At 70.5% G+C, this 26004-nt stretch carries 17 protein-coding genes; 8 read left to right on the top strand and 9 right to left on the bottom strand.

Annotated features, from left to right (window positions below):
• Positions 1 to 225 precede the first annotated feature (225 nt).
• The gene (locus ABH935_RS12640; RefSeq protein ID WP_370378040.1) at positions 226 to 1623 is read right to left on the bottom strand and encodes a condensation domain-containing protein; all 1398 of its coding nucleotides are present in this window, start codon (positions 1621 to 1623) and stop codon (positions 226 to 228) included.
• Positions 1624 to 2007: 384 nt separating this feature from the next.
• Between ABH935_RS12640 and ABH935_RS12635 the strand changes: the two genes are divergently transcribed.
• The gene (locus tag ABH935_RS12635) at positions 2008 to 4818 is read left to right on the top strand and encodes a BTAD domain-containing putative transcriptional regulator (RefSeq protein WP_370378039.1); all 2811 of its coding nucleotides are present in this window, start codon (positions 2008 to 2010) and stop codon (positions 4816 to 4818) included.
• A gap of 65 nt (positions 4819 to 4883) precedes the next feature.
• Positions 4884 to 5285 carry a hydroxyphenylacetyl-CoA thioesterase PaaI gene (gene paaI, locus ABH935_RS12630; protein ID WP_370378220.1) on the top strand — a complete coding sequence of 134 codons (402 nt, stop codon included), beginning with the start codon at positions 4884 to 4886 and terminating at the stop codon, positions 5283 to 5285.
• On the opposite strand, the gene ABH935_RS12625 is transcribed toward paaI, so the two are convergent.
• From ABH935_RS12625 to ABH935_RS12600, 6 genes are read right to left on the bottom strand one after another with little or no spacing between them, the layout of a single operon-like run.
• Positions 5270 to 6649: a KamA family radical SAM protein gene (locus ABH935_RS12625; protein ID WP_370378038.1), complete on the bottom strand. Its 1380-nt coding sequence runs from the start codon at positions 6647 to 6649 to the stop codon at positions 5270 to 5272. The two genes, paaI and ABH935_RS12625, sit on opposite strands and share 16 nt — an antisense overlap.
• Positions 6646 to 8379: a class I adenylate-forming enzyme family protein gene (locus tag ABH935_RS12620; protein ID WP_370378037.1), complete on the bottom strand. Its 1734-nt coding sequence runs from the start codon at positions 8377 to 8379 to the stop codon at positions 6646 to 6648. Before ABH935_RS12620 ends, ABH935_RS12625 begins: the two co-directional genes overlap by 4 nt.
• Positions 8376 to 9728, bottom strand: coding sequence for a flavin monoamine oxidase family protein (locus tag ABH935_RS12615; RefSeq protein ID WP_370378036.1), 1353 nt, complete (start codon positions 9726 to 9728; stop codon positions 8376 to 8378). Before ABH935_RS12615 ends, ABH935_RS12620 begins: the two co-directional genes overlap by 4 nt.
• Positions 9725 to 9952 (bottom strand): acyl carrier protein, encoded by a 228-nt coding sequence (locus tag ABH935_RS12610; RefSeq protein ID WP_370378035.1) that lies wholly within the window; start codon positions 9950 to 9952, stop codon positions 9725 to 9727. Before ABH935_RS12610 ends, ABH935_RS12615 begins: the two co-directional genes overlap by 4 nt.
• Positions 9953 to 9959: 7 nt before the next feature.
• Positions 9960 to 11297 (bottom strand): amino acid adenylation domain-containing protein, encoded by a 1338-nt coding sequence (locus ABH935_RS12605; RefSeq protein ID WP_370378034.1) that lies wholly within the window; start codon positions 11295 to 11297, stop codon positions 9960 to 9962.
• Positions 11298 to 11329: 32 nt separating this feature from the next.
• Entirely contained in the window at positions 11330 to 12562 is a 1233-nt protein-coding gene (locus tag ABH935_RS12600; protein ID WP_370378033.1) for a hypothetical protein, read from the bottom strand.
• 176 nt (positions 12563 to 12738) lie between these two features.
• On the opposite strand from ABH935_RS12600, the gene ABH935_RS12595 reads away from it, so the two are divergent.
• From ABH935_RS12595 to ABH935_RS12575, 5 genes are read left to right on the top strand one after another with little or no spacing between them, the layout of a single operon-like run.
• The gene (locus tag ABH935_RS12595) at positions 12739 to 13737 is read left to right on the top strand and encodes a RimK family alpha-L-glutamate ligase (RefSeq protein WP_370378032.1); all 999 of its coding nucleotides are present in this window, start codon (positions 12739 to 12741) and stop codon (positions 13735 to 13737) included.
• A complete protein-coding gene (locus ABH935_RS12590) occupies positions 13734 to 14972 on the top strand; it encodes a phenylacetate--CoA ligase family protein (RefSeq protein ID WP_370378031.1) in 1239 nt (412 codons plus the stop codon). The genes ABH935_RS12595 and ABH935_RS12590 overlap by 4 nt, the downstream gene beginning before the upstream one ends.
• A complete protein-coding gene (locus tag ABH935_RS12585) occupies positions 14969 to 16255 on the top strand; it encodes an MFS transporter (RefSeq protein WP_370378030.1) in 1287 nt (428 codons plus the stop codon). Before ABH935_RS12590 ends, ABH935_RS12585 begins: the two co-directional genes overlap by 4 nt.
• Positions 16252 to 17106, top strand: coding sequence for an SDR family NAD(P)-dependent oxidoreductase (locus ABH935_RS12580; RefSeq protein ID WP_370378029.1), 855 nt, complete (start codon positions 16252 to 16254; stop codon positions 17104 to 17106). The genes ABH935_RS12585 and ABH935_RS12580 overlap by 4 nt, the downstream gene beginning before the upstream one ends.
• Positions 17107 to 17125: 19 nt before the next feature.
• The gene (locus ABH935_RS12575; RefSeq protein WP_370378028.1) at positions 17126 to 18382 is read left to right on the top strand and encodes a phenylacetate--CoA ligase family protein; all 1257 of its coding nucleotides are present in this window, start codon (positions 17126 to 17128) and stop codon (positions 18380 to 18382) included.
• A gap of 1013 nt (positions 18383 to 19395) precedes the next feature.
• Here the strand turns inward: ABH935_RS12575 and ABH935_RS12570 are convergent.
• Complete coding sequence (locus ABH935_RS12570) at positions 19396 to 20823, bottom strand: glycoside hydrolase family 27 protein (protein ID WP_370378027.1); 1428 nt, start codon at positions 20821 to 20823, stop codon at positions 19396 to 19398.
• Between the two features lie 326 nt (positions 20824 to 21149).
• On the opposite strand from ABH935_RS12570, the gene ABH935_RS12565 reads away from it, so the two are divergent.
• Complete coding sequence (locus ABH935_RS12565) at positions 21150 to 25058, top strand: TIM-barrel domain-containing protein (protein WP_370378026.1); 3909 nt, start codon at positions 21150 to 21152, stop codon at positions 25056 to 25058.
• On the opposite strand, the gene sigJ is transcribed toward ABH935_RS12565, so the two are convergent.
• A complete protein-coding gene (sigJ, locus tag ABH935_RS12560) occupies positions 25045 to 25956 on the bottom strand; it encodes an RNA polymerase sigma factor SigJ (protein ID WP_370378219.1) in 912 nt (303 codons plus the stop codon). The genes ABH935_RS12565 and sigJ overlap by 14 nt on opposite strands.
• Positions 25957 to 26004: the final 48 nt, after the last annotated feature.

Genomic DNA, 26004 nt, shown 5'->3' with positions numbered 1-26004 from the left:
GCTGACTCCTCAGAGAGCCGCCCGGACGCCAGGCGCCACGCGTGCCTGCCGCCGGGCGGCGACGGTTCCGGCGGTGGCGAGGACCGCGAGGGCCGGTGCGGCCAGCAGCACGGCGCGGCGGCGGCGCGGACAGCACCGTCGGCCTCTGGGACATCACCGATCCGCACCACCCGGTCTCGGTCGGGCGACGGCTCAGATCTGGATGTGGGACGGTCGGCGAGGCCGTCACACCGTCGTTGTGGGCTCAGTACGTACCAGGCGCGGCCTTCCGTCTCGAATGCCCGCAGGCTGCGCGTCGGTAGGACGCTGCTCGCTGCCGACTCGCGCCGCGTCCAGGACGACGGACTCCAGCGCGAGCACGAAAGCCTCCACCATCGGCGCGGGCATCGCGTGCGTGTCGACCTCGACCAGGAGTTCGATCGCGTCCGGTGCGTCCTCGATGGTCACCATCAGCCGCTCGTTGAACAGCGGCAGCGGCTCGCCCCAGACCAGGGTGCTCGGCCCCGGCGAGGACTCGATGGCGTCCGGAGCGGGCTCCGAGCCGAGGCGCCGGTCGTTGAGCACGCATCCGATGTCGACGACGACGCCGCGCTCCCGGTCGACGCGCTCCTTCAGCGCCTCCCACTGGACCGGGTCGTAGTAGGCGTGCTTCGAACCCAGGACCGATGCGCGGGCGGCGCGTTCGACGGCGACGTCGAACGGCACCTCGGCGACGTCGAGTTGGAGCAGGCCGTTCTGGCTGACCGGGTGGACCGCGGCGGCCAGGCCGGGGCGGAAGCGGTTGCTGACGATGGTCTGGCTGAGCACCGGGTGCACGCCGGTCGTCCGGGCCAGCGCCACGGCGTAGGCGGCGAGCAGGACCGGCGCGGTGCCGCCGCCGGTGCGGGCCGCGACCGTGCGGGCCGCCGCGAGCAGCGCGGGGGAGCGGAAGGTCAGTTGGCGGAAGCGGGGGCCTTCGTCGGGGACCGCCGGGCCGAAGCGCTCGGGCTCGGCCGCGCGCAGCAGCCGCTCCCAGTACCGCAGGGCGCTGTCACTCTGCCGCTGTCCGCCCGGCCCGTCCTGCCAGTCGGCGAGGTCCGTCGGCGGGACCCCGGCCGGCGGATTCGCCTGCTCGTCGGTGGCCGGGTCCCAGGCGCTGAGGTCCTCCATCATCACCGCGACGCCGCCGGCGTCGGCGGCCAGGTGGTTCAGGACCACCACGACGTGCGTCACCGCACCGCCGTGCCGGACCGCCGCGAGCCGCATGGGCCATTCGTTCTCGTAGTCGAACTTCGTGCCCTCCCAGCGGTCGGCCAACTCCTCGGCGGCGCGCGCCGGATCGTCGGCGTCCGGCACGTCGAGCACGAACAGCTCGGCCTGTCCGGACTCTGCGACCACCTGCGTCGGCCGACCCTGCTCGTCGAACACCAGCCTGCTGCGCATCGACGGGTAGCGGCTGAGGAAGAAGCGGAGCTCGCCGGCCAGATCGTCGACGGTCTTGGCGCCGTCCAGGGGCACGACGGCGCGCAGGCTCTGCGAGGTGTCGGTAGCCACCATCGCGTCCCAGATCTGCCGCTGTCCCCAGGTCAGACCCCCGGTTCCGGAACCGGGTCCGGCGAAGGGGACGACGATGCGGTCGTTCACAGGAGCAGCGTTGTGTACGGCCGCGGCGCGCGTCAACTCGGCCCGAGGCGCGGACAACCCTCGGACTGGGCCGGGGCAGGCGAGCCAGAGCCCTGATCGCCGACCACCTCCCGTCACCGGGCGGTCACGCCGAGGGGGCACTCTGACCTGCGTCAGTGTACTGTGACGCGGGCTTCGCGCACAGACTGCCCAGGTGCATCGAACAGCTGTAGCATCCCGACAACGAGGCGTCGGAGGGGTCCGGCGGGCGGGAACTCGTTCGGCGTCGGCGCGCGGACGCTCGGGTCGAAACCAGTGGGTGCGGTGTGGGGCTGATCATCGTCGCCTTCACCGTCTTCGCCGTTTTCCGATCCCGGGCCTCGGCGTTCTCGGGAAGGTGCTGCTTTGTTGGAGATACGCCTGCTCGGGCCGGTGGAGGCTTGGGCCGGTGGCGACTGTGTGCCGCTCGCGCCACTTGAGCGGGACCTGGTCGCCATCCTGGCGCTGTCCTGCGGGACGGTGCTGTCCACGGACCGGATCATCGACGGTCTGTGGGGTGGGCGGCCGCCGGTCGGACCGCGGTCGCGGGTGCAGGGGCTGGTGTCGACGGTGCGCCGCAAACTCGGCGGCGCGCTCGTCACGCGGCACCCCGGGTATCTGCTCGATCTCCCCAGGGAGGCGAGCGACCTTGGCATGTGCGAGGAGTACGCACGGCGCGCGCGGCGGGCCGAGAACGGGGCGGACGGCGCGCGCTGGCTGCGGCAGGCGCTGGATCTGTGGCGGGGCGCGCCGCTGGACGGGGTCTGGGCGCCCGGCACCGCCGCGGACCGGGTGCGGCTGTCCGAGCTGCGGATCGGCTTGCTGGAGCAGTACTTCGAGGCCGAGCTCGGGCTGGGCCGGCACGCCGAGGTGGTCGGCGACCTGGCCGCCGCGGTGTCGGCCGATCCGCTGCGCGAGCGGCTGGTCATCCAGTTCATGACCGCGCTGTACCGGTGCAACCGGCAGGCCGACGCCATCCGCGCCTATCAGGTCGTCCGGGAGCGGCTGGCCGACGAGCTCGGCGCGGATCCGTGCCTGGAGCTGCGCGAGCTGCATATGCGGATACTGCGAGGCGGACGCGGCGAGCGCGGCCACAGCGAAGAGCGCGCAGAACAACCCTCCACCACCGCGAGCGACGCCGAACTCCTGGCAGCCTTCGTCCCCCGTCCCCGGGCATCGGAGAACCCGGTGGTACCCGAATACTCGGCGATCCCCGAGCATCCGGCGATCCCCGAGACGCCGAAGACCCCGGAACCGGTCCAGGAACACCACCCCGCGCAGATGCCCGCCGGCGCCGGGCACTTCTTCGGCCGCGAAGCCGATCTGGCGACGCTCACCGCCGCGCTGCCCGGACCCGACGACGAGCCCCAGATCCTGGTGGTGTCCGGCGCCGGCGGCTTGGGCAAGACCGCGCTGGTCGTGCGCTGGGCGCACAGCGTCGCGCGCCGCTTCCCGGACGGGCAGATCTTCATCCGCCTCGGCGGTGCGAGCCAGAGCGCGGGTCAGGGTGCTGACTCCACTGAGATCCCCTCCGCGGGCTCCGTCCTCGGCACCATCCTGCTGGCCCTCGGCGTCGGCGCCGACCGGCTCCCGGTCAGCGCCGAGGAGCGGGCCGCGACGTACCGGACGCTGGCCCACGGCAAGCGGATCCTGATCGTGGCCGACGACGTCCAGACGGTCGGCCAGCTGCTGCCGCTGGTGCCGCCGACGCCCGGAAGCCTGCTGGTCGCCACGTCCCGCACCAGGCTCACGGCGCTGGCCATCCAGCACGCGGTGCGCACCCTGACCGTCGAGCCGCTGGCCCCGGCCGCCGCGTCCCAGCTGATGCGCGCGATCGTCGGCGCGGACCGGCTCAGCGGCGAGGGCGCGGACGAGGTGGTCCGGCTGTGCGGCGGCTGGCCCCTGGCGATCCGGATCGCCGGGGCGACCCTGGCGTCCCGGTCGCGGCAGTCGCTGGTCTCCTTCGCCGACGAGCTGGCCGAGGGCGTGGACGTGCTGTCGGTGGCCGACGACGCGCGCACCGTGCGCGCCGCGCTGGCCGAGGCGCACGCCGGCCTCGACCCGGCCGCGATGCGGCTGTTCGGCCAGCTCGGCCTGCTGCCCGGGGCGTCGGCCTGCCTGCAGCTGGCGGCGGCGGTGGCCGGCGTTTCGGCGGTGCGCGCCCGGCAGCTGCTGGACCAGCTGATCTCGGCCAACCTGGTGGTGGAGACCGGCTCGGACCGCTACTGGTTCCATGACATGGTCCTGCGATACGCCCGGCAGTGCGGCGCGACGCTCCCGGACCGGGAGGTGGTCCAGGGCCGGATCGTCCGCTGGTACCTGCAGGCGTACGAGGCCTGCGCGAACCTGATGGCGCCGGAGCGGGACTGGCCCGCCTCCACCGGCCCGGACGACTGGCTGCCGTTCCGCGGCGACGACCCGTCCGGGTTCCTGGCGGCCGAGGCCCCGAGCCTGCCGGCGGTGGCGCGCTGGGTCGTCGACACCGGCGACGGGGAGTCGGCCTGGCGGCTCGCGGCGGCGGCCTACGCCTCCGACCCGGCCGTCCCGGCGCAGGTGTGCGCGGTCGGGCTGGAGGCGGCCGTGTCCCTGGGCGATCCGCGGGTGCTGGGCGAGGCGCACGCGCAGCTCGGCACCGCCCTGCTGGCCGACCCGTTGCAGTGGGGCCAGGCCGACATCCATCTGACCCGGGCTACCGAGCTGCTCGCGTCCGACTCCGGCGGGCTCGCCTGCGCCGCCGCGTTCGGCCTGGGCGCGCTGCGGGCCCGGCAGTCCCGGCTCAGGGAAGCCGGTGCCGCTCTGGAGCGCGCGCTGCGGACTCTGTCCTCGGGCCGCGAACCTTTGGCGTACGCGATCGTCCTGCTCGGCTACGCCGACGTGCTGGTGCGCAGCGGAGCCGAGGAACGCGGCCGCGAACGGTTCGCGCAGGCGCTGATCCTGTGCGAGGTCGCCCTGGGCGGCGGCTTCGACCAAGGCAGGGTCCTGCTCGACCGGCCGTTCAACGACGGATTGCTCGCGGCCGAGCTGAGCCGCGCGTTGGAGTCGCTGCGGCCGGCCGTCCCGGACCGGGTCTTGGCCGGGACCCTGATCAGGCTCGGGCTCAGGCTGCGGTTATGGGCCGCGGAACTGGTCGAGGTCGATCGCAACGCCGAGACGTTGCGGCTGGACTCGCGGATATGACGGCTCAGACTGCTCAGCGACATCCGACAGGAGACGACGACGTGGTACTCGCGCACGCCGAGGCGATGCATGCCAGAGACCTGACCTGCAAGGCGCTCGGCATCGCTCTGGAGGAGGTCGAACCGGGCCGTGCCGTGCTCACCATGCAGGTCGCCGACGACATGGTGAACTGCCACGGCATCGGGCACGGCGGCTACGTGTTCCTCCTTGCCGACTCGGCGTTCGCCTACGCGTGCAACTCCTATGGCCCGGTCACCGTCGCGCAGGCCGCGCAGGTGACCTTCCTGCAGGCGGTCCGGCCCGGCGACCTGCTGGCCGCCGAGGCCGTGGAGCGGTCCCGGCAGGGTCGTACCGGGCTCTACGACGTGACCGTCACCCGGCGGGACGACGGCGCCGTGGTCGCGGAGTTCCGCGGCCACAGCGTCATGCTGAGCGGCAAGCCATTCGCCGCTCAGTCGGAGGGATAGCTTTCCGACCATCGTCGGCGGCCGGACTCCGGGAGGGAGTGGATCGGGTCGTAGTAGACGCCGCCTCGCTCAGCGGCGTCGTCGTCGATGGGGTACTTCTTGTCCCACCGCGAGACACCCATCTCGCGGTCGTACTCGCCGACCATGTGCACCCAACGCTTACCGACGAAGGGCACGTCACACACAATCCTCGGCGTGGCGTACCCGGGCAGCCAGCCCATGATCGAGTCCTGAAGCTCCTGGGCGCAGGCCACTGAGACCCGCCAGTGCTCCGCGTTGGGGACCATGTCGCACATGTAGAAGTAGTACGGCAGGATGTTCGCCTCGTCCTGCAACGCGAAGCACAGATCCAGCAGCTCCGCGCCGGTCGCGTTCACCCCGCGCATCAGGACTCCCTGATTGCGCACGTCCCGCACACCGGCGTCGAGTAGCGCCCGCGCCGCCGCCGCGACCAGCGGCGTCACCGACGCCGCATGGTTGGCGTGGGTGTGCACGGCGAGGTTGACCGACCGCGCGGCCGCGACGCCCGCCACCCGTGCCATGCCGGCCAGCACCTCCGGTTGGAGCCAGTGCTGTGGCAGGCCGACCACCGCCTTGGTGGCCAGCCGGATGTCGCGCACCGACTCCACCTCCAGCAGCCGGAACAGGAACGACTCCAGCCGGGGCCAGGGCACGTTCGCGACGTCGCCGCCGGAGACCACCACGTCCCGCACGCTCGGCGTGCGCTTGAGGTAGTCCAGCATCGCCTCCTGGCGGTCCGCCGACCGCAGCGCCAGCTTGGTCTTCGCCACCTGCGGCGTGGAGGCACCGACCAGGTCCATACGGGTGCAGTGCCCGCAGTACTGCGGGCAGGTGGACACCAGCTCGGCCAGCGCCTTGGTCGGGTACCGGCGGGTCAGGCCCTCCACCACCCACATGTCCGCCTCGTGCAGCGAGTCGCGCTCGGCGTGCGGGTGGCTCGGCCAGTCCGGGTCCCGGTCCGAGGCCACCGGCAGCAGGTAGCGGCGGACCGGGTCGGCCAGGAAGGACTCGTCGTCCGGCGGCGCGCCCGGGACCATCGTGTTCAGCATCTGCGGCGGGATCAGCATCGCCATCGTCGCGTACCGGGTCTGGTCGGCGGCGAGGTCGGCGTAGAACCGGTCGGTCAGCAGGCCGCCGAGGACGGTGCGCAGCTGCCCGGCGTTCTTGACGCTGTGCGCCCGCTGCCACGTGGCGCTGCGCCACTCGGCCTCGGTCACCTCGCGCCAGCCGGGGAGCCGCCGCCAGTCCGGTTCCGCTAACGCGGACCGGACGTAGCGGTAGCCCTGGTCGCCGGAATCGGCGGCCATGACGGGGTCTGCGTTCACCGGGAAGTCAGTGCTCATCGGGAAGTCTGTGCGGTGAACAGGGTCGCGAACCGGGTTCGCAGCTCCCGCTTGAGCACCTTGCCGGTGGGGCCGAGCGGGTAGTCCCGCGGCTCCCGTGCGATGCGCACCGCGGCGAGTTCCGTCAGGCCCGCCTCGGCGAGCGCCTTGTTCGCGGTCTCCAGCAACGACTCCTCGGTCACGTCCGCGGCGCCGGCCTGGAGCCGGACCATCGCGGCCGGGACCTGGCCGTGGCCCGACGGGCCCGGCACGCCGAACACCGAGCAGTCCTGGACCAGCTCGTCGCAGTCGGCCAGCAGGATCTCCTCGATCTGCAGGGTATATGCGGGCCCTGACAGGGTGTCGATGACATCGACTGTGCGGTCGAGGTGGTAGAAGTTCCCGTCGGCGTCCTTGGAAGCGACGTCGCCGGTGAGCCAGTACCCGTTCAGCATGAAAGACTTCGTCAGAGCCTCGTTGTTCCAGTAGCCCGGGGTCAGGGACGGCGACTGGATCGCGAGCAGCCCGACGGTGCCGTCCGGGACCTCCTGGCCGTCCTGGTCCAGCACCGCCGCCCGGGTCACGGTCTCCAGCTTCTTGCCGACGCAGCGGTCGTTGCGCGGCACCTCCGGGGTCCACACCTGGCCGAAGTTCGCCATGCCCATCTCGGAGGACCCGAGGCCGTCGACGTACTGTGAGCCGGGCAGCGCCGCTTCGGCGGCCGCCTGCGAGGGCAGCAGCCAGGGCTTGATCAGGCCGGCCGGGCGCTCGCCGAGCGTGATCAGCCTCCTGATGTGCCCGTAGTGCGCGCTGTCGCCGGTGTTGAACCAGGAGTGCACCTTCGCCGCGCCCTTGACCGGCAGCTCGCCGGTCGCCAGCTCGACGAACGTGCGCGGGAAGGAGGAGATCATCGTGGGCTGGAACGCCTCCATCACCGGCTCGACGCCCTCGCGGGTCCAGCTGCCCATCACGACGGTGGGCAGGCCGAGCAGCGTCGCGGTGAGGAAGTAGCTCAGGCCGCCGGCGTGGGTGTGCGGCATCAGCGACATGAGCTTGTCGTACGGCTCGGCCGGGAAGCGGGTCATCCGGGGCTGCTTGCCGTCCCAGAACTGGCGGTGCGCCAGGATCGTCGACTTCGGCGTGCCAGTGGTGCCCGAGGAGTGGATCAGGGCCACGACATCCTCGTGCCGGTGCTTGTACGGGTACTGATCCGGCAGCGCCGCGTGCTCGGCGTCGAAGGCCTGGACCTCGGCGGCCAGCGCCAGGAACCCCGGCCGGCGCTGCGGGTCCTTGCGGTAGGCGGCGGCCAGGCCGGTGGTGTCGAAGGCCACGACGCCGACCACGCCGACGTGGTCCAGGTAGCGGACCATGATGTCCGGGCGCATCGCGTCGTTGATCATCGCCGGGATCGCGCCGAGCGCCGACAACGCCAGGAAGTGGATGATCGGCTCCAGACCCTCCGGCACGACGATGCCGACCGGGTCGCCGGGGCGCACGCCGTTGGCGTGGTACCACTTGGCGTAGCGGTCGCGCAGCGCCGCCAGGTCGGTGAGGCTGTGGCCGCGCAGGACCACCCGGCCGCGGTGGTCGGTGCTGTGGCTGAACGCGAACGGCACATCGCGGTTCGGGTTCGCCGCCAGGGCGTAGTCCAGGAAGTTGCCGGCGCCCAGATCGGGCTCGGTCATGAACTGCTCGCGAACCGCCATCGGGGCGATGGGGCTCGGCGCTGCGGCGGTGTTTTCGTCGCTCATCGCGACCTCCTGGAGGGCGTTTCCGGTGTGCGGGACAGGATTTCGGTGGCAGCCCGATGGCCGGAGCGGATCGCGCCCTCCATCAGGCCGAAGAACTCAGTGCTGGTTTCAGTGCCGGCCCAGTGGATGCGGCCGTGTGGAACGGTCAGGGTGGGGCCGAGAGACATCCAGTCGCCGGGTCCGAACAGGGCGGCGTAGCAGCCGCGGCTGTAGGGCTCGGTGACCCAGTCGGTGAGGTGGAAGCCGAGTGGGGTGGGCAGGAACGGGAACAGGCGCGCAGCCTGGGAGACGGCTGAGGCCCGCTGCTCCGATGCCGGAAGCGCCGCATAGCGATGCGCTTCGGCGCCGGTGACGAAGCCGGTCAGGACGCCGACGGTACCCTCGCCCGGCGAGTCGTCGACGGTGGACAGCAGCGGGCCGTTCGCGTTGACCGACCAGCCGGACAGTCCGTGTTCGCGCCAGATCGGTGCGGGATAGACGAGGTGGACCTTCACCGCGCAGCCCGGCGCGGTGTGCGCGGTGGCGCGCGGCGCGGGCAGGACCGGATCGAAGTCGATCGCGTCGGCGAGCACCGGGGGGATGGCGACGATGACGGCATCGGCATGGTGTTCGCCGCCGGCGGTCCAGACGGTGACGCCGGTGTCGGTGGCGTGGATCCTGCGGACGACTACGCCGCAGCGGACGTCGAGGTCGGTGGCCATCCGTTCGCACAACTGGTGTGCGCCGCCGTCGACGCGGTCCTGCTGAGCGCCGCCCTCGAACGCGTTGAGGTAGCGGAGACCGCCGCCGGAGCGCAGATAGAAGGCCATGTGCAGGACGCTGATATCGGCGGGATCCGCGGCCATCATCTCGCCGAGGAACAGCGGGAAGAAACGCCGGGCGTCCGGGTGTCGCAGATTCCTGTCGACCCACTGCGCGACGGTTGTCCCGTCGAGCTCGGCGGCGTCCGGGGTAAGCCAGGGCGCGTCGGGCCGTATCCGCGCGGTGAGGTCGGACAGCAGGTCGAAGAGCTCGCCGAGCGCGACCGCGTTCAACGGCGGGAATCGGCCGGGTCGGCTTTCGGCAACACCGTTCTCAGTGGTGCCGAGCTCGAACCGGCTGTCCCCGACCATCCCGGTGGGACAGGTCTTCAGGTCCAGCGCGGCGAGCAACGCGTTCAGCTCGGTGTGGCGGTCGCCGAGATACGCCGCGCCGGCATCGACCCAGGCGCCCGGCGCTACCTCGATGCCGTGCGTGCGGCCGCCGACCCGGTCGCGCGCCTCCAGCACCGTGACCTCTACCCCGGCGTCGGCCAGGCGGCGCGCGGCGGTGAGGCCGGCGAGCCCCGCACCGATGATCAGGACCCTCATCCCCGCTCCGCGATCTCGGCGACGCGCTTGGCCAGGGCGCCGGGCGTGGCGGCGAGCAGGAAGTCGTCGAAGGTCAGCTCGACGCCGGTGGTGCGCGCCACCGCGCTCAGCACGCGGGTGCCGAGCAGGGAGTCGCCGCCGAGGTCGAAGAAGTCGCTGTCCGGGGTCACGTCCGGGGTCTCCAACACTCGCCGGAAGATCTCAAGCGTGTCGTCGACGGTCATCGCGGGTTCACTGCCTTTCTCCGGGTGCGTAGCGCCGGTGCGTGCCCGCCCGGTCGACTTTCCCGCTCGCGGTGTGCACGAGTTCGGGGACGAACGTGATGCGGCTGGGGACCAGGTGCGCGGGCACCCGCTGCCGCAGCCAGCCGAGCAGGTCGGCGCCGGCTTCGAGCCCTGAGTCGGGAGCGGCGACGTAGCCCACCAAGGCGGTCCGGCCCGCGAGCGTCACACCGGTCACCGCCGCGGCGACCACGGCAGGGTGCCGCGTCAGGTGCGCCTCGACCTCGCCGGGATCGACCCGGACGCCGCGGATCTTGACCTGGTGGTCGATGCGGCCCTCATGGAAGACCACGCCGTCGGGACGCCGGCTGACGCGGTCGCCGGTGCGGAACCAGCGGCCGTCCTCGCGCTCGACGAAGCGTTCGGCGGTGGCCTCGGGCCTGCCGAGGTAGCCGGAAGCCAGCGCGGGACCGCCGATGAGCAGTTCGCCGGTGTCCTCGATCAGCTCCCTGACATGAGGCAGCGCCCGGCCGATCGGCACCCGCTCGATCATGGAAGCGTCGAGCTCCACGGCATGCGTGATCATCGTGGTCTCGGTGCAGCCGTAGGTGTTCAGCAGCCTGACCGCGCCGGTGTCCAGCCGGTGCCAGTCGGCCAGCCGGGCCGGTGCTGCCGCCTCACCGCCGATCACCACCAGCCGCAGACAGTCCGGCAGCGAAGCGTCGTCCTCGACCAGGTGCCGCACCAGCTCGTGCCAGAACGCGGTCGGCAGATCCAGGACACTGATCCGCCGCTCGTCCACCATCCGCAGGAAGCGCCGGAACGAACCGGTGTGCGCCTCGTCGTCGAAGACGAGCGCCGCGCCGACGGTGAGCGTCGGCAGGATCTCCTCGAAGCAGGTGTCCCAGTTCAGTGACGCGAACTGCAGGACGCGGTCGTCCGGGGTCAGCTCGAACAACTCGGCCAGCGCGGCGACCGTGACGCCGATCGCCTCGCCGGGAGTGAGCACCGGCTTCGGCTCGCCGGTCGATCCGGAGGTGAACAGCACATAGGCCGGACCGATCACCGGTCGGCCCTGCGCCGCCGCATTCATGGCCTCGACGCGCTCCGCAGGGAACGACGGATCGATCGGCATGTACGCGCCGCCGGCCGCGAGCACGCCGAGCAGGCCGATCACCGTGTCCGGCGAGCGCGTCGCCGGGACGCCGACAACCCCGGGGTCGGGTCCCAGGGCCTGTGTCTTCGCGTGGACCAGTGCATTGAGATCCGCGTAGCTGAGCGGCTCGCCGTTGTGCACGATCGCCGGCCGGTCCGGATGCCTGCGCACCGCGTCGCTGAAAGCCCTCATCAGATACCGGCTTGGATTCAGGTTCACGTCTGTCACGAGTGCCGCCGCATCACGAGATCGGCGGCTCGGCCGGTCCGCTCGTTGCTGATCACGCTGTCCACCAATCGCACCGCCAATGCGTCCGGGTCGTTCCGGAACGCCGTGCAGGCCCGCCCGATCGCCGAGACGAGGATGTGCGCGCGCACCCGCGCGGCCAGATCCCCCGCCGCATCGCGCGACGGCACCACCAACACCTCGGCCGTCGCCCCCCGGGCGGCGTGCTCGGTGATCACCATCTGCACCCGCGACACCCCGGGCTGCCCGGCGACGTCCGCGACCAGGCCGTCCACGTCGAGCAGCAGGCCGCGGAACTTCACCTCGCCCATCCGCCGGCCCAACACCCGCAGCGCGGGTCCGGCCTGGCCGCAGGGGCAGGAGACCCACTGCCCCGCGTCGCCGGTCCGGAAGCGCAGGACCGGGTTGAGGCCGTGCGGCTTGAGCGAGGTGACGTCGAGCATCTGGTCCCGTCCGACATGCACCAGCTGAGACGGCAGCGGATGCCAGATGTCGGCCGCACACTCGGGGGTGTTGGTGCCGATCACCAGGGTCTCGGCGCCGCCGAACAGACCCCAGCGCTGCGCGTCCGGGGCCACGTACGCCAGGTCGTCGTCGATCGTCGGGTCCCACTCCTCGCCGAGCCAGATGATGCTGCGCAGCGTGGGCAGTTTCAGGCCGAGCTCGCGGGCCCGGGCGAAGATCGGCCGCAACGCGCCGGGGGCGCCGCCGAAGGAGGTGACGTCGCGGTCGGCGCAGAACTCCAGCCAGTAGCCGATCTCGCCTTGCTCAACCGCGCCGAGCCCGAGAACCGTGCAGCCGGCCAGGTCGGCGTAGACGCCCATGAGGTAGTGCGCGTCCCACAGTCGGCCCGCGGCCCAGCCGTTGACGAAGACGTCGGCCGGCCCCAGCGGCTTCCAGCGCTCGTACACCTCGTTCATGTACAGGCCGGTCGGCGCGTATCCGAGCTCTGGCAGACCGGTGCCGCAGTCCCGCTGGAACGACCACGTCGCGCCGGAGCGCGCCTTCGGCTTGAGATGCGCCAGCGCGACGCTCAGCTCGTCCCGGCCGGTGACCGGGACGTGGATCAGGTCTTCGAGGCTGTCCAGCGAGACGACGTCGCAGTAGCGGTCGGCCAGCGCCGGGACGGAGCGCAGCCTGGCCAGGGTGGAGCGCACGGTGTCGAGTGCGTCGGGCTCCGTGGAGGGGAACTCGGGCAACATAGGCGGCATACCCCGATCTGGCTGCGGACGAGGACTGCGTCGAGCGTTCCAACCCGCGCTTCAAGAGCGCTTCAGATCCGCTCGACGCCGTGCACCGCGCGGCGGGGCCCGGTCACAGCGGATTTGCAGCGGATCTGCAGCCGATCCGGGGCGGTCTCGGAGCGCTGGTTGGAACGCTCGACCCCATGACCGCCTCCACGCTGCGCCGCATGTGCTGGGTGTTCCCGGACCGGGAGTCCACCCGGGGACAGGCCTTCTGGCAACCGTTCTTCTGGGACCTGTACGCGGAGGCCGCCGAAGCGCTGGGTATGACCTGGACCAGGCACTCTCCCGACGCGGTGACCGTGGACGCCACGGTCCGCGGTGAGCCTCGGGTCTATGTGGATGACCAGTTGGTGACCCCGCAGGACACGCTGTTCATCACGGCCCTGTACTCGCTGCCGTATCAGTCGGCTGACATCTTCAACCAGTATGCGCTGTACGCGGTGCTGGAGCAGTGCGGCTTCTATCTGCCGTTCCCGGCCTGGACGTCGATGATCGGCAACGACAAGCTGGCCACCGTCCTGTACCTCGACGGCTCCCCGATCCCGCCGATCCCGACCATCCGCGTCGGCTCCGGCCGGGACATCGGCAAGCACCTGTACGAGGTGGTCCTGCCGAACGTGAGCTTCCCGGCCATCGTCAAGCCGACCGGCTGGTGCGGCGGAGGCGGTATCAACCTGGCGCGCGACTCCGAGGATCTCAGGGGCCTGGCGAGCCTGGCCCAGGGCGGCGACACCACGCTGGTGGTCCAGCCCTACCTCGGCGAGGGGACGATCGATTACCGCGTCTACGTCATCGGCGGCAAGCCGTACGCCATGGCCAAGCGGACCCCCGAGGCCGGCTCACTGGTGGCCAACGCCAGCCGGGCCGGGAAGACGGAGATGTTCGCCACCGTCCCGGACGAGCTCGCGGAGGCGGCGGCCTACTTCGCCGAGAAGCTCCCGATCCCCTTCTTCTGCGTCGACTTCCTCCACGACGGGGAGCGGTACTGGTTCTCCGAGCTGGAGCTGGACGGGGTCATCCTGCCCGACGGCGCGGCCGACGACGATCGCTCGATCCAAAAGGACGTCGCCCGCGCGCGATTCGCCGCCTACCGCGACGCCCACGCCGCGTGGTTGGAAGAATCGGAGGCGGCACGATGACGTTTTCGCAGTCTCCAGAGGCGGCCGAGTCCCGGCTGGCCGTGGCCCAGCATTCGCTCGACCGGCTGAAGACGGTGCCGGCGCTGGCGGCGCGCTACGACGGCCACGACAAGATCCTCGCCCTCGACGCCATCGCCGCGGTTCCGCCGCTGGTCAAGGACGATCTCAACGTGGCCCTGGCACATCTGGAGCCCAAGGCCGACGTCGGCGCCACCTGGCTGTTCCAGAGCGGCGGCAGCACCGGCGCACCGAAGGTCGGCTACGCGCCGACCGGCTTCTACATGGCCGGAGTCCATGCCCAGTGGGCCCCGCTGGACCGCGACGACGTGTTCGTCAACGCCTGGGGCGCTGGCCGCATGTGGGGCGCGCACTTTCTCGCCGCGGCCCTCGCCGACCTGTGCGGCTGCCAGGTGATCGCGGTCGGCTCGGTGACCGCCGAGGAGTACACCGACTGGCTGGGGTTCTTCGCCGCGCGCAAGGTGACCGCGATCGGCGGCACGCCGAGCGTGCTGCGACTGTGGTTCGCGAACGCGCGCGCCGCCGGGATCACGCTTCCCGCGCTGCGCAAGGTGCTGTGGCTCGGGGAGGCATGGCAACCGCAGCTGGAGGCGGACATGGCGGCGGTCGCGCCGGAAGCGCGCCGCTGGGGCATGTTCGGCAGCACCGAGACTTGGGTCGTCGGGACCAACACGCCGGAGTGCCCGGACGACACTTTCCACGTGCTGCCCGAGCAGCTGGTGCACGTCGGCGGCGACGAACTGCTCGACTTCACGACGCTGAACCCTGAGATGCTCAACCCGGTGCTGCGCTACCAGACCGGCGACGCGGGGGAGATCGTGGCGTGTCCGTGCGGGCGGCCGGGCGGCGCCATGCGGGTGTTGGGACGCCGGGACAGCGTGGTGCAGGTGCGCGGGCTCGGGCTGCATGTCGACGACATCGTGGCGCAGGCCGAGCGGCAGCCCGGGGTGTCCCGCGCGCAGGTCGTGATCACCGAGAACCACGGCCGGGCGCTGAGCGTCGAGGTGTTGGTGCTTGCCAGTGCCGACGCCGAATCCATCACCGGTTCTTCCGTCGACACCGAGCAGCTGCGCAAGGACCTGCTGGCCTCGACCTTCACCCTGAGCACCGCGTTCCAGCACGACCCGGGCAACTTCCGGGTGACCGTCACCGATGCCCTGATCAGCAACGACCGGACCGGCAAGACCTCGAACTTCGTGGTCCGGGAGCAGGCGTGAGCAGGCGGTCGCCGGCGAATCTGGGGCGCGGGTTCAACCTGTTCTGGACCGGCCAGACAGTGAGCATGGCCGGCGACAAGGTCACGGTGTTCGTCGTGCCGGCCCTGATGATCTTCGCGCTGCACGCCAGCGCCCTGCAGGTCGGCATCGTCTCCATGGCGCAGTACCTGGGCATCCCGCTGGTCGGGCCGGTGGCCGGGGTGCTGGTCGACCGGTGGGACAAGCGTCGCACGATGCTGACGTGCGACCTCGTGCGGCTGGCGGCGGTGGCGGTGATCCCGATCGCGTATTGGCGGCACTTCCTGTCCACGCCGCTGCTGTTCGGCTGCGTCGCGGTGGTCAGCGGCGCGACGATCTTCTTCAATATCGGCTACCTGGTGGCGGTACCGGCCGTCGTCGCCGAGGACGACGTGGTCAGCGCCTACTCCCGCCTGGAGGGCAGCGGCTCGGTGGCCGACGTCGCCGGGCCCTCGATAGCCGCCGGTCTCTACAGCGCCCTCGGAGTGGGCGCGCTGTTCGTCGACGCTGCCAGTTACCTGATATCAGCAGCCTCCTTCCGCTTCATGCAGCCCTGGGGCACCAAGACGGTCACCGCCGGCTCGATCCGGCAGCGCCTGACGCTCGGCTTCCGGCTCAACTGGGCCGATCCGGTGCTGCGGCGCGTGGTGCTGGCCGCGGTGACGCTCAACGCCGGCGGCCCGGTCTTCGTCACGGTGCTGCCGATCCTCGCCTACCGGGGCCTGCACCTGTCGACCGGCGCCTTCGGCGCGGCGATGTCGATCGCTGCGGTGGGCGCGCTGATCGGCGCGGTCGTCGCCCCGAAGATCGCCGCGCGCTTCGGTCTGGGCCGTACCTTCGCCTGGTCACTGCTGACGCACAACCTGGTCGGGCTTGGGATTCTCGCCGCACCGGCGCTGCCACCCACGGCGGTGATCGCGGTGACCATGGCCGGCTACGGGTTCTGCATGTCGTGCATCAACGTGTGCAGCGCCCCGACGCGGCAGTCGCGCATGACGGCCGAGAACCAGGGCGTCATGCACGCCGCGTACCGGGTCTTCACCTGGGGTGTGATCCCGGTGGCCGCGCTGGTCGGTGGTTTGGGTGTCAGCCTGCTGACGGGGTCGCTAGGGGTGCTGGACGCCTCCCGGGTGATGATGGCCGGCGGCACCTTGCTAGCCGCTTTCTCGTTCCTGTCGGCGATCCGCATCCAACCTTTGCTGGACGCCGCTGAGGCAGAACGCGCGGTGGAATCCGGCGCAGAGCTGGCGGGCAGCGCCTCATGACCGACCGAACCGTACTGATCACCGGGACGTCCTCGGGCATCGGCCTGGCAACAGCCCTCGCCTGCGCACGCGACGGCTTCGCGACCGTCGCCACCATGCGTGATCCCGGGCGCGCTGACGCGTTGCTCACCGCCGCGCAGGATGCCGGGGTTTCCGTCGACGTGCGGCAGCTCGACGTCACCGATCCGGATTCCGTCCAGGCCTGCATGACCGACGTGGAGAAGACCTATGGCCGGCTTGACGCGTTGGTCAACAACGCCGGGGTCGCCAGCTCCGATCCCACGATGGAGATGTCCACGATGGCCGCGCTGCGTGCCACCATGGAAGTGAACTTCTTCGGAGTGATCGCCGTCAGCCGTTTGGCCATGCCGCTGCTCCGCGCCTCGCGGGGCCGCCTGGTGACAGTGGGCAGCGTTCATGGTGTGGTCGGCCAGCCGTTCAACGAGTCCTACTGCGCGGCGAAGTCGGCCGTCGAGGGCTTCATGGAGGCGCTGGCCCCGGTCGCCGCTGCCCATGGCGTGTCGGTCTCGCTCGTGGTGCCGGGGTTCGTCCCCGATACCTCGTTCGGCATCTTCCCGGACGCCGACCGCTCGACGATCCAGGCCGCCTCGGGCGTGTACGCGTCCACCTTCGCCGACTACATCGGCTGGATCTCGGCGCAGGGGTGGGAGACGGCGGCGCAGCCGTCCCGCGAAGTCGCCGAGGTCGTCCTCCGAACCCTGACCGAGGACCATCCCGCCTTCCGGATCCCCACTAGCCGGTGGGCCCAGGACTACATCGCCCCCAAGCTGGCCGACGGGGACGGCTCGGTGATCCAGTCGCTGGCTCGTACCTGGATCGGCCTCCAGTAGCTTTCGTAAGGAGATTGCGATGCCGCAGAAATCGTTGCAGGAACTGGTCGACTTCGCCAGGAAACACTCGCCGTTCTACGCGGAGGCCTACAAGGACGTCCCGGCCACGATCTCGCACATCACCCAGCTTCCGGTCGTCGACCAGGCCGCCTTCTGGGCCGCGAACCGGTGGCCGGAGAACACCCTGCTGACCGGTCCGCTCACCGACGCCGGCGTCTACAAGACCGGCGGCACCACGGGAGCGCCGAAGTTCTCACCGTGGACGCGCGGCGAGCACGCCGACGCGGTGACGGCGTTCGGCGCGGGGATGGTACGTGCCGGGCTGAAGCCCGGGCACCGAGTAGCGAACCTGATGGCCTCCGGCGAGCTCTACAGCGGGATGCTGTTCATGGAGCACGGACTGCACGCCGCGCCGGTGGAGAACGTCCGATTCCCCGTCGGCTCCGCCACCCCGGACGACGCGATCGCCGAGCTGATCGCCAACTTCCAGATCCAGGTACTCGTCGGCGAGCCGATGAAGCTGAGCGCCGTCGCCGAGCGCGTGATCAAGCGCGGCCAAAACGCCGCCTCAGTGGAACTGGTCCTCTTCGCCGGCGACCTGATGTTCGACGACCTGCGCCCAATCCTGGCGCGCGCCTTCCCCAAGGCGACGGTGAACTCGATCGGCCTAGCCTCAGTCGACGCCGGCCTAGTCGCCGCCCCAGTCCCAGGCCCCGACGTACGGGTACACGAGGAGTTCGCGAACCGCACCCTCGTAGAAATCGTCGACGACGAAACAGACGAACCCATCACCACCCCGGGCATCCCAGGCCGCCTCCTGGTCACCAACCTGTTCCGCACCCTGATGCCCATCATCCGCTACCCAGTAGGCGACCGCGCAGAATGGGCCGACCCCAACCACCGCCACTTCCGCCTCGTCGGCCGCTCCATCGAAGGCGCCCGCGTCGGCACAATCGCCATGCCGACCGAAGACATCCGCGCAGCCCTCATCGCCGCCGACCCAGACCACTTCATGACCGGCATGCAGATGATCCAGCGCCGCTGGGACGGCCGCGACGGCCTAATCCTCCGCCTCGGCTACACCGACCAGCCACCCGCAGAACTGACCCAGCGCCTACTCGACGCAGTCCACGCCGCCCGCCCGGACTACCCGATCTACGCCGCAGACGGCGTGATCCACGAGCTGGCGATCGAGTGGGTCCCGCGCAGCGAGCTGGTAACGAACCCGCGCACCGGAAAGCTACGGCAGGTGCTGGACGAGCGCCCTCCGGCGTGAGGGCCCGGCGCGCTGGGGGATAGGCGACGGGCCAGCGCGGCCGGCCACGTGGTGAGTCGTGTCCGACCGGACCATGCGGGGTGTTGGTTCTGGGTCCCTCGCCGCGTCGGCGGGCGAAGCCAACCTGGCCGGTTTGGTGGTGTCCAGCCGGACGGAGCCGGACCACAGCAACAGCGATGCGGCTTGACGCCACCAAACCGGGCTGGTTCCGTAAGGCGACGACGTGGCGAGGGACCCAGAACCTGGCGACCACAAGCAACACCGCCAGCCGACAACGCAACGCAGGCAACAGCGTAAAGAAAGCCGACCAGTCGCGGACCGCCGCCAAACAGCCCGACGCGAGGGTCGCCCCCTCGCTGTAGAGCGCCCGCCGGAGGCCTCAAGGTGCCCACCACGCCCGACGATTGCCGCCTACGCAACGTGTGCGCAGTGACTCGGACCGGCGCGCGGTTGTGAACACGAAAACCGGCAGCCGCCGGCGTACTGCCGCAGAAGCCTGAACCGCTGCGCGGTCGTGTCAGCCAAAACCGGCGGCCGCCAGCGCGAAACGAGTCGCTCAACCGAACTGCGTCCCCCTGCGAGGTCATCAAACCCTGTGCGAAGCCGTAAAAATCGCCTGTAGACCCACAACCCAACCGCATACCCGGCAACGCACCGACACCAAGCAGCAACTGCCCGCCACAAGCACCGCCGCCGAGCAGCATCACGCCCGCCACCAGTACCGCCGCCGAGCAGCATCGCACCCGCCACCAGCACCCACGCACCGACCAGGACCACCGAAGCCCCGCCCCTCACCGACCCGCAGCAACCTCGCACGCCTGCGCCGCCTGCGCACAGTGAGCACGCCCGCACCACTGGCCCGCGCTGCACGCCCGTACCGCACGCCCGCGCTGCACGCCCCGCACGCCCGCGCTGCACGCCCGCACCGCACGCCCGCGCTGCACGCCCCGCACGCCCGCGCTGCACGCCCGCACCGCACGCCCGCACCACGACGCGTCCGCAGCCATGACCCGTCAGCCGACGCCCTCCACATCAAGCAACATCGAGGCATGCGCTGCGAGCGTCACGCTGTAACCACCGACCTGCCGACCCAAATCCGCGTACTGCCACAGATCCCGCACCATCGCCGAACTCCCAGCCGGCAGCCCCAGATCGCTCCAATTCGCAGTAACAGACGACGCCGTATCCCCAAGATTGAACAGTGCGACCGTGAAGTCACGCCCACCAAGCCCACCAAGCCCCCCGCGCCCATCACGCCCCCCAAGCCCCCCACACCCCCCACCCCGCGCAAACCAAACCTGCTGCGCCGCAGCCTGCGACACCGGCCGCCCCGCCCGCCCCGCCTGATCCACCGCGATAACCTCGCGGTTGGTGATCAGCGGCAGATCCGCCGGATCCAGCTTCGTCAGATCCACCCCGAGCAGCGCCGGCGCCGACTCGATCGACCACAGCGTGACCATCGTCCGCTTCTCATCAGCAGTGAGCCCGTCCACCGTCCCGCCGCCGACCTCCAGCGAGTCGAGGTCGTTCCAGTGTCCGGGTCCTGCGAAGGGGACCCATTTCGGCACGTCGTTGAACCTCTTGAGCACCTGCCCCCAGTTCGTGAGCTTGCCCGGGCACCTGCTGTAGCACTCGATGTCGGACTCGATCCGCCAGCCGTTGCTGTTCTGCTCCCACGTCGCGGCATCGGCGAAGCTGAGCGAGTTGGACAGCTCCAGGTGAATCGGACGCCCCGTTTTCGCGATCGCCGCGTGCCAAGCCGCCATGTCCGGCCGGTCGTCGGCCTTGACCCGGCCGCCGCCGGGACCGACGAAGTCCATCTTGAGGTAGTCCACGCCCCAGGACGCGAGCAGATCCGCCTGCGACTGCACGTACGCCGTCGCGCCCGGCTTGCTGAAGTCGATCCGCGCCGCGCCCTGTCCCGCCGTGTTGCCCGGCACGGTGGTATCGGCGATGTCTGATATGCGGTACGGAGTGCCCAGGATCGGCGAGTTCGCGGCCACCGCCTCGGCGGGGATGCCCGGCGTGAGGTAGAGGCCGAGCTTGAGCCCGAGCCGGTGCACGTACGCCGCCACCGCCGAGATCCCGCCGGGGAAGCGAGCCGGATCCCAGGTCTGACGGCCGTACTGGTCGACACCGCTGAACCAGCCGGCGTCGATGTTCACATACTGATATCCGTAGCGCTGCAACGAAGCATGCATAGAGTCGGCCTGCGCCTCGATGATCGAGGCGCTGATTTTCCCCCGGAGCGAGCTCCAGCTGCTCCACCCCATCGGCGGCGCGAGGAAGTCGCCCCGACCGTGGTCCGCGGTGCCCGCCGTCGCAGAGGATGCCGGCGCGGAGGACGCCAACGCGGCACCCGGAGCGCCCAGTCCCGCGAACGACGTCACCGCCACCGCGCCGACCACCATGAGGGCCCTGATCTTCGCGTACGTCAACATGTTCCCTCCGCCTCACTCCGCCTCACTCCGGCGCGCGCCCGGCCGCGCGAGTCTGAGATCCGGTCTAGAGAGCCGACTCCCGTCAGTCAATAAACATCGGCGCAATCTCCTTAACTAAAAACTTTTAGTGGGCCGCAAAGTATCGCAATACGCAGCAAATCAACTTCCACCCTTGTAGATTCATCAGACACAGACATCGGAGGTAACGAGTTCCGTACGCGGTTCGACAAAATATCGGTCTTTTGCTGAAGGATTGACAAAAATGGGAGCCCTCTCGATGCTGATCGCGCTGTCTCCCATCCCTGGATCGCCAGGAAGGTCACCCGGTGAATCGTCAAGGAAGATCATCCCGGCTGTGGCGGCCCGTCGCCGCCCTGTGCACGACGGCCCTCGCGATCACGGCGCTCACCATGGCCGCCCCGGCATCGCAGGCCTCTTCCACGACCGCCGCCGCAACGACCGACACGTCACCGGTGAACCTGTCGACGCCCGTCGACAAGGCCGCCGCCGTCGCCGCCCGCCGGGCGACCGTGACGTCCGGGGACGCGCGCTTCGAGGTGCTCACCGACGGCGTGATCCGGATGGAGTACTCGCCGAGCGGCACGTTCCTCGACGACCCGACCTTCGACGTGCTCTACCGCAACTTCCCGGTGCCGCACTTCGACGCCGACACTCGTGACGGCTGGCTGACTCTGAGCACTGACACGATGGTGCTGCGCTACAAAGTCGGCTCCGGTCCCTTCAGCACGGCCAACACGCAAGTCCGGCTGTCGCACGCATCCGCGAACGGCACCACCACCGCGACCCCGGCGTGGACCGGCGAGTGCACGTTCGGCCAGGTCTGCCAGTCCGGTGCGGCCACCGAGTCAGGCGCGGCGACGATCGCACGCGCCGATCACACCGGATACGTCAGCAACGCCGGCTTCATCAGCGGATACAGCGGCGCCGGCGCTGGCGCCGCGTGGCAGGTCCTGGGCGCTCCGGCCGGGGCCGCTCAAGTCACCGTCCGGTACAGCAACGGCAACAGCGCCGCCCGCACGATGAGCCTCGTCGCCAACGGCACCACCACCCAGCTGACGCTGCCCGCCACACCGACGTGGAACGACTGGTCGACCGTCACGATCCCGGCAACGCTGGCCGCCGGCACCGGCACCAACACCGTCGCAGTGAACTGCGGCACCGCCGACAGCTGCAACGTCAACATCGACGACATCGCCGTCACCGCCCCTGGCACCACCGCGCAGCCGTTCACCCCGGCCGACCCGCTCGGCGGCTCGATCCGTTCCTACGACTCGGCGAACGGCACCTACGCCCTGGGCACCACGTGCGCGACCGGCCAGAGCGACGCCACGTGCACCGCCGCGATCCCGTCCGAGGCCCCGGGCCTGCTGGACAAGTCCGGCTGGTACCTCCTGGACGACACCCGGTCGGACGTGTGGACCGCGGACGGCTGGATCGCGTCGCGTCCCGCCAACGGCGACGTCGAAGACGGCTACCTGTTCGGCTACGGCACGGACTACAAGACCGCGCTCGCCGATCTGGCGAAGCTCACCGGCCCGACCCCGATGCTCCCGGAGAACCTGTTCGGCAACTGGTTCTCCCGCTACTACCCCTACGCGTCCACCGACTACCAGAACACGATCCTGCCCGCCGCCAAGGCGAACGGCGTCTCGCTCGACGCCCTGTCGGTGGACACGGACTGGAAGTCTCCGAACCAGTGGGACGGCTGGGAGTTCAACCCGTCGCTGTTCGCGGATCCGACCGCGTTCCTGTCCTGGGCCAAGTCCCAGAACCTGTTGACCGCGTTCAATATCCACGCCAGCGTGAACACCGCAGACCCCGAATATGCCGAGGCGCAGACCATCGCCGGCAACACCCTGACCCCGGGCAGCTGCTTCGCGCCGGGGACCTGCGACGGTTTCGACTGGAGCAGGGTCGCACAGGCCGAGGCGTATTTCGCGCTCTCGCAGCCGATCCAGAACGCCGGCGCGGGCTTCACCTGGCTGGACTGGTGCTGTGACGGCAGCTCCGTCTCCTCTCCCGGCGTCACGCCCGACAGCTGGATCAACCACCTGTACGCGCAGCAGATGCTGAACACCGGCCAGCGCGGCTTCGTGCTCTCCCGGCTCGGCGCCTCGTACCAGAAGGACCAGGCCGGCGCATACGCCACCGGCGCGTGGGCCGACCACACCTCGACGCTGGCGTTCACCGGCGACACCTGGGGCACCTGGAACACCCTCGCCTCCGAGGCGCAGCTGGCCCAGGACGAGGGCAGCATCGGCCAGTCGTACGTCAGCGACGACATCGGCAGCTTCCTGGGCACGCCGTCGCGAGCGAAGAACGACCCGAACGACCTGTACCTGCGCTGGCTCGGCCTCGGCGCCTTCCAGCCGATCCTGCGGCTGCACTCCGACATCAGCCAGAACGCGCGGCTGCCCTGGGAGTACGACGCGCCGACTGCCGCGACCGGCGACAAGTACCTCCAGCTGCGCGAATCGCTGGTGCCCTACACGTACACCCTGTCGCACCAGGCGAACACGACCGGCCTGCCAATGGCCAAGGCGCTCTACCTGGACTACCCCGACCAATCCGCGGCCTACACGAACCCCGGCGAGTACCTGTTCGGCGACGACATGCTCGTCGCGCCGGTCACCACGCCCGGCCAGGTCGCCAAGACCACTGTCTGGTTCCCGCCGGGCCGCTGGACCGACTACTTCACCGGCGCCACGTTCACCGGGCCGTCGTCGCAGACCCTTGAGGTTCCCCTCGACCGCGAGCCGGTGTTCGTCAAGGCCGGCGGCGTCGTACCGCTTCAGCCGTCCACCGGTCAGGCGCAGACCGCGAACTCGGCGCCACTGACGCTGAAGGTCTACGCCGGGGCGGACGGCAGCTTCTCGCTCTACCAGGACGCGGGCACCGGACTGGGCTACACGAAGGGTCAGTCCACGACCACCCGAATCAGCACCCGGACACACGGCGACGTGGCGACGGTGACCATCGGGGCGGCCGACGGCAGCTACCCGGGCGCGCCCACGACGCGCAGCTACACCGTGGACCTGAACGGCGTGTCCCGGCCGCACCTAGTGCTGGTGGACGGCAGGCCGCTGGCCGCGTCGCAGTGGTCTTATGACGGCGCCTCGCACACGATCGCCGTCGCGCTGCCGAAGTCCTCGGTCCGTCACAGCGTTACGGTCACGGAAGTCGGCGGCGACACGGTCCAAGCGGCCGAGCCCGCAGCCGTCAACGTCGCCCTCACCTCCGCGGACACCACCTTCCCGGCCGGTGTGCCGACGACGGTGACAGCGGTGACGACCAACGAGGGCCCCGGAACCGTGTCGGACGCAACGGCCACGCTGAGCGTGCCCAGCGGCTGGACCGTCACCCCCTCGGGCAGCCAGTCCCTCGGCTCGCTGCCGAACGCCACGACCACCACGTGGACGGTGACCGCGCCGACGCACCTCCAGATCGGGACCGTCGAGGCGGTCGTCGCGAAGGTGGACTACACCGACGCCGCGAGCGGCCAAGCTGAAAGCGCGTCCGCCACGGTGGACCGCGCGCCCGGCCCGGTCACCGTCACCTTCCGCACCAAGGCCCCCGCCGGCACGCCGTCCGACGCGTTGCTCCACATCGTCGGAGCCGTCTCGCAACTCGGCGGCTGGGACCCCGGCAAGGTCCCGATGACCAACGAGGGCAACGGTATTTGGCAGGCCACGATCACCGTGACCGACGGCACCGACCTGCAGTACAAGTTCACCCGCGGCAGCTGGAACACCGTCGAGGACTGGGGGAGCATCACCGGCGTCACCAACCGGGACGTCGTGGTGAACGGCGGCACCACCGGGACGGTGCTCGTCGACGACACCTCGACGAACTGGTCGGATCCATCGGTGCCGGACGGTCAGAAGGCGCCTGAGTTCTGGCGCGACCCGCTCGTCACGTCCACGACGCCGGCCGGCGGAGCGTCAGGCGCCGCGCCCTCGGCCGTGACCGTCACGTTCGCGCAGGACATCACGCCGACCGGCAGCGACTACTCCGGATCGGTCGCGGTGACCGACAACGGGACCGCCGTGGCCGGAACGACGGCCAAGACCGCGTCCGGAGTCCTCACCTGGACGCCGTCCGGGACGCTGCCATCCGGGACGTACGCGGTGACCGTGATGAACGTGGCCAGCGCGAATCCCGGTGACAACATGCCGATGCAGGAGCCTTATAAGTTCAGCTTCACTGTGAGCTGAACGCCAGCTTCTCAGGGTTCACCATCCACAGAATCTGCTCGATACCGTCGGCCGAGGCGGTGATCCCGACCAGGCCGTAGACGGCGCCGCCGCTGGAGAGGACGGCGCAGACCTGGCCGTTCACGCTTGTCCACCGCACGTCGACGCCGTCCCAGAACCAAGACATCGCGGCGAGGAAGCGTGCCACCGGCACCGCGCCCACCACCGGGCGGCGGGAGACCTGGTAGCGGCCGTTGCCGTCGGCGAGGCTGGTGACGCCGGCCGCGAAGAGGTGCTCCAGCGCGGCCATCTCGCCGGAGCGGGCGGCCGCGATGAACTTGGACAGCAGTTCGCGTTGCGCGCCGGCGGACGCCGGGGCGCGGCGTTCGCCCGCCATGTGCTTTTGCGCGCGGCTGACCAGTTGGCGTACGGCGGCGTCGGTGGAGCGCAGGATGTCGGCGATCTCAGGATACGAATAGTCGAACGCTTCCCGCAGTACGTACGCGGCACGTTCATTGGGTGTGAGCTTCTCCATCAGCAGCAGGGCCGCGAGTTGCAGCGCCTCGCCGCGCTCGGCGCCCAAGTACGGGTCCGCGCTGGTGTCGACCGGTTCGGGCAGCCACGGGCCGATGTACGTCTCGCGCCGAACCCGTGCCGACTGGAGTTCGTTGATGGCCAGGCGGGTCGTGGTGGTCGCCAGGAAGGCGGCGGGGTCGCGGACGGCGTCGCGATCGCAGGTCTGCCACCGCAGCCAGGTCTCCTGCACCACGTCCTCGGCCTCGGTGGCGCTGCCGAGCATGCGGTACGCGATGCCGAACAGGCGGGGACGCACGGTGGTGAAGACCGCCGCAGCCTGGTCCAGGTCGGAATCTGTCACTTCGCACCTGTCCGATTCTGTCCGATTCCGTCCCACTCGCATCATGACTGTACGTGATCTTAAGCCGGGGCCTGTGGTGCCAGTCACTCC

It is taken from the genome of Catenulispora sp. GAS73 (genome assembly GCF_041262085.1).
Classification (GTDB): domain Bacteria; phylum Actinomycetota; class Actinomycetes; order Streptomycetales; family Catenulisporaceae; genus Catenulispora.
The sequence above is the reverse complement of the archived record's forward strand: the minus strand, read 5'-3'. Positions and strand labels throughout refer to the sequence as shown.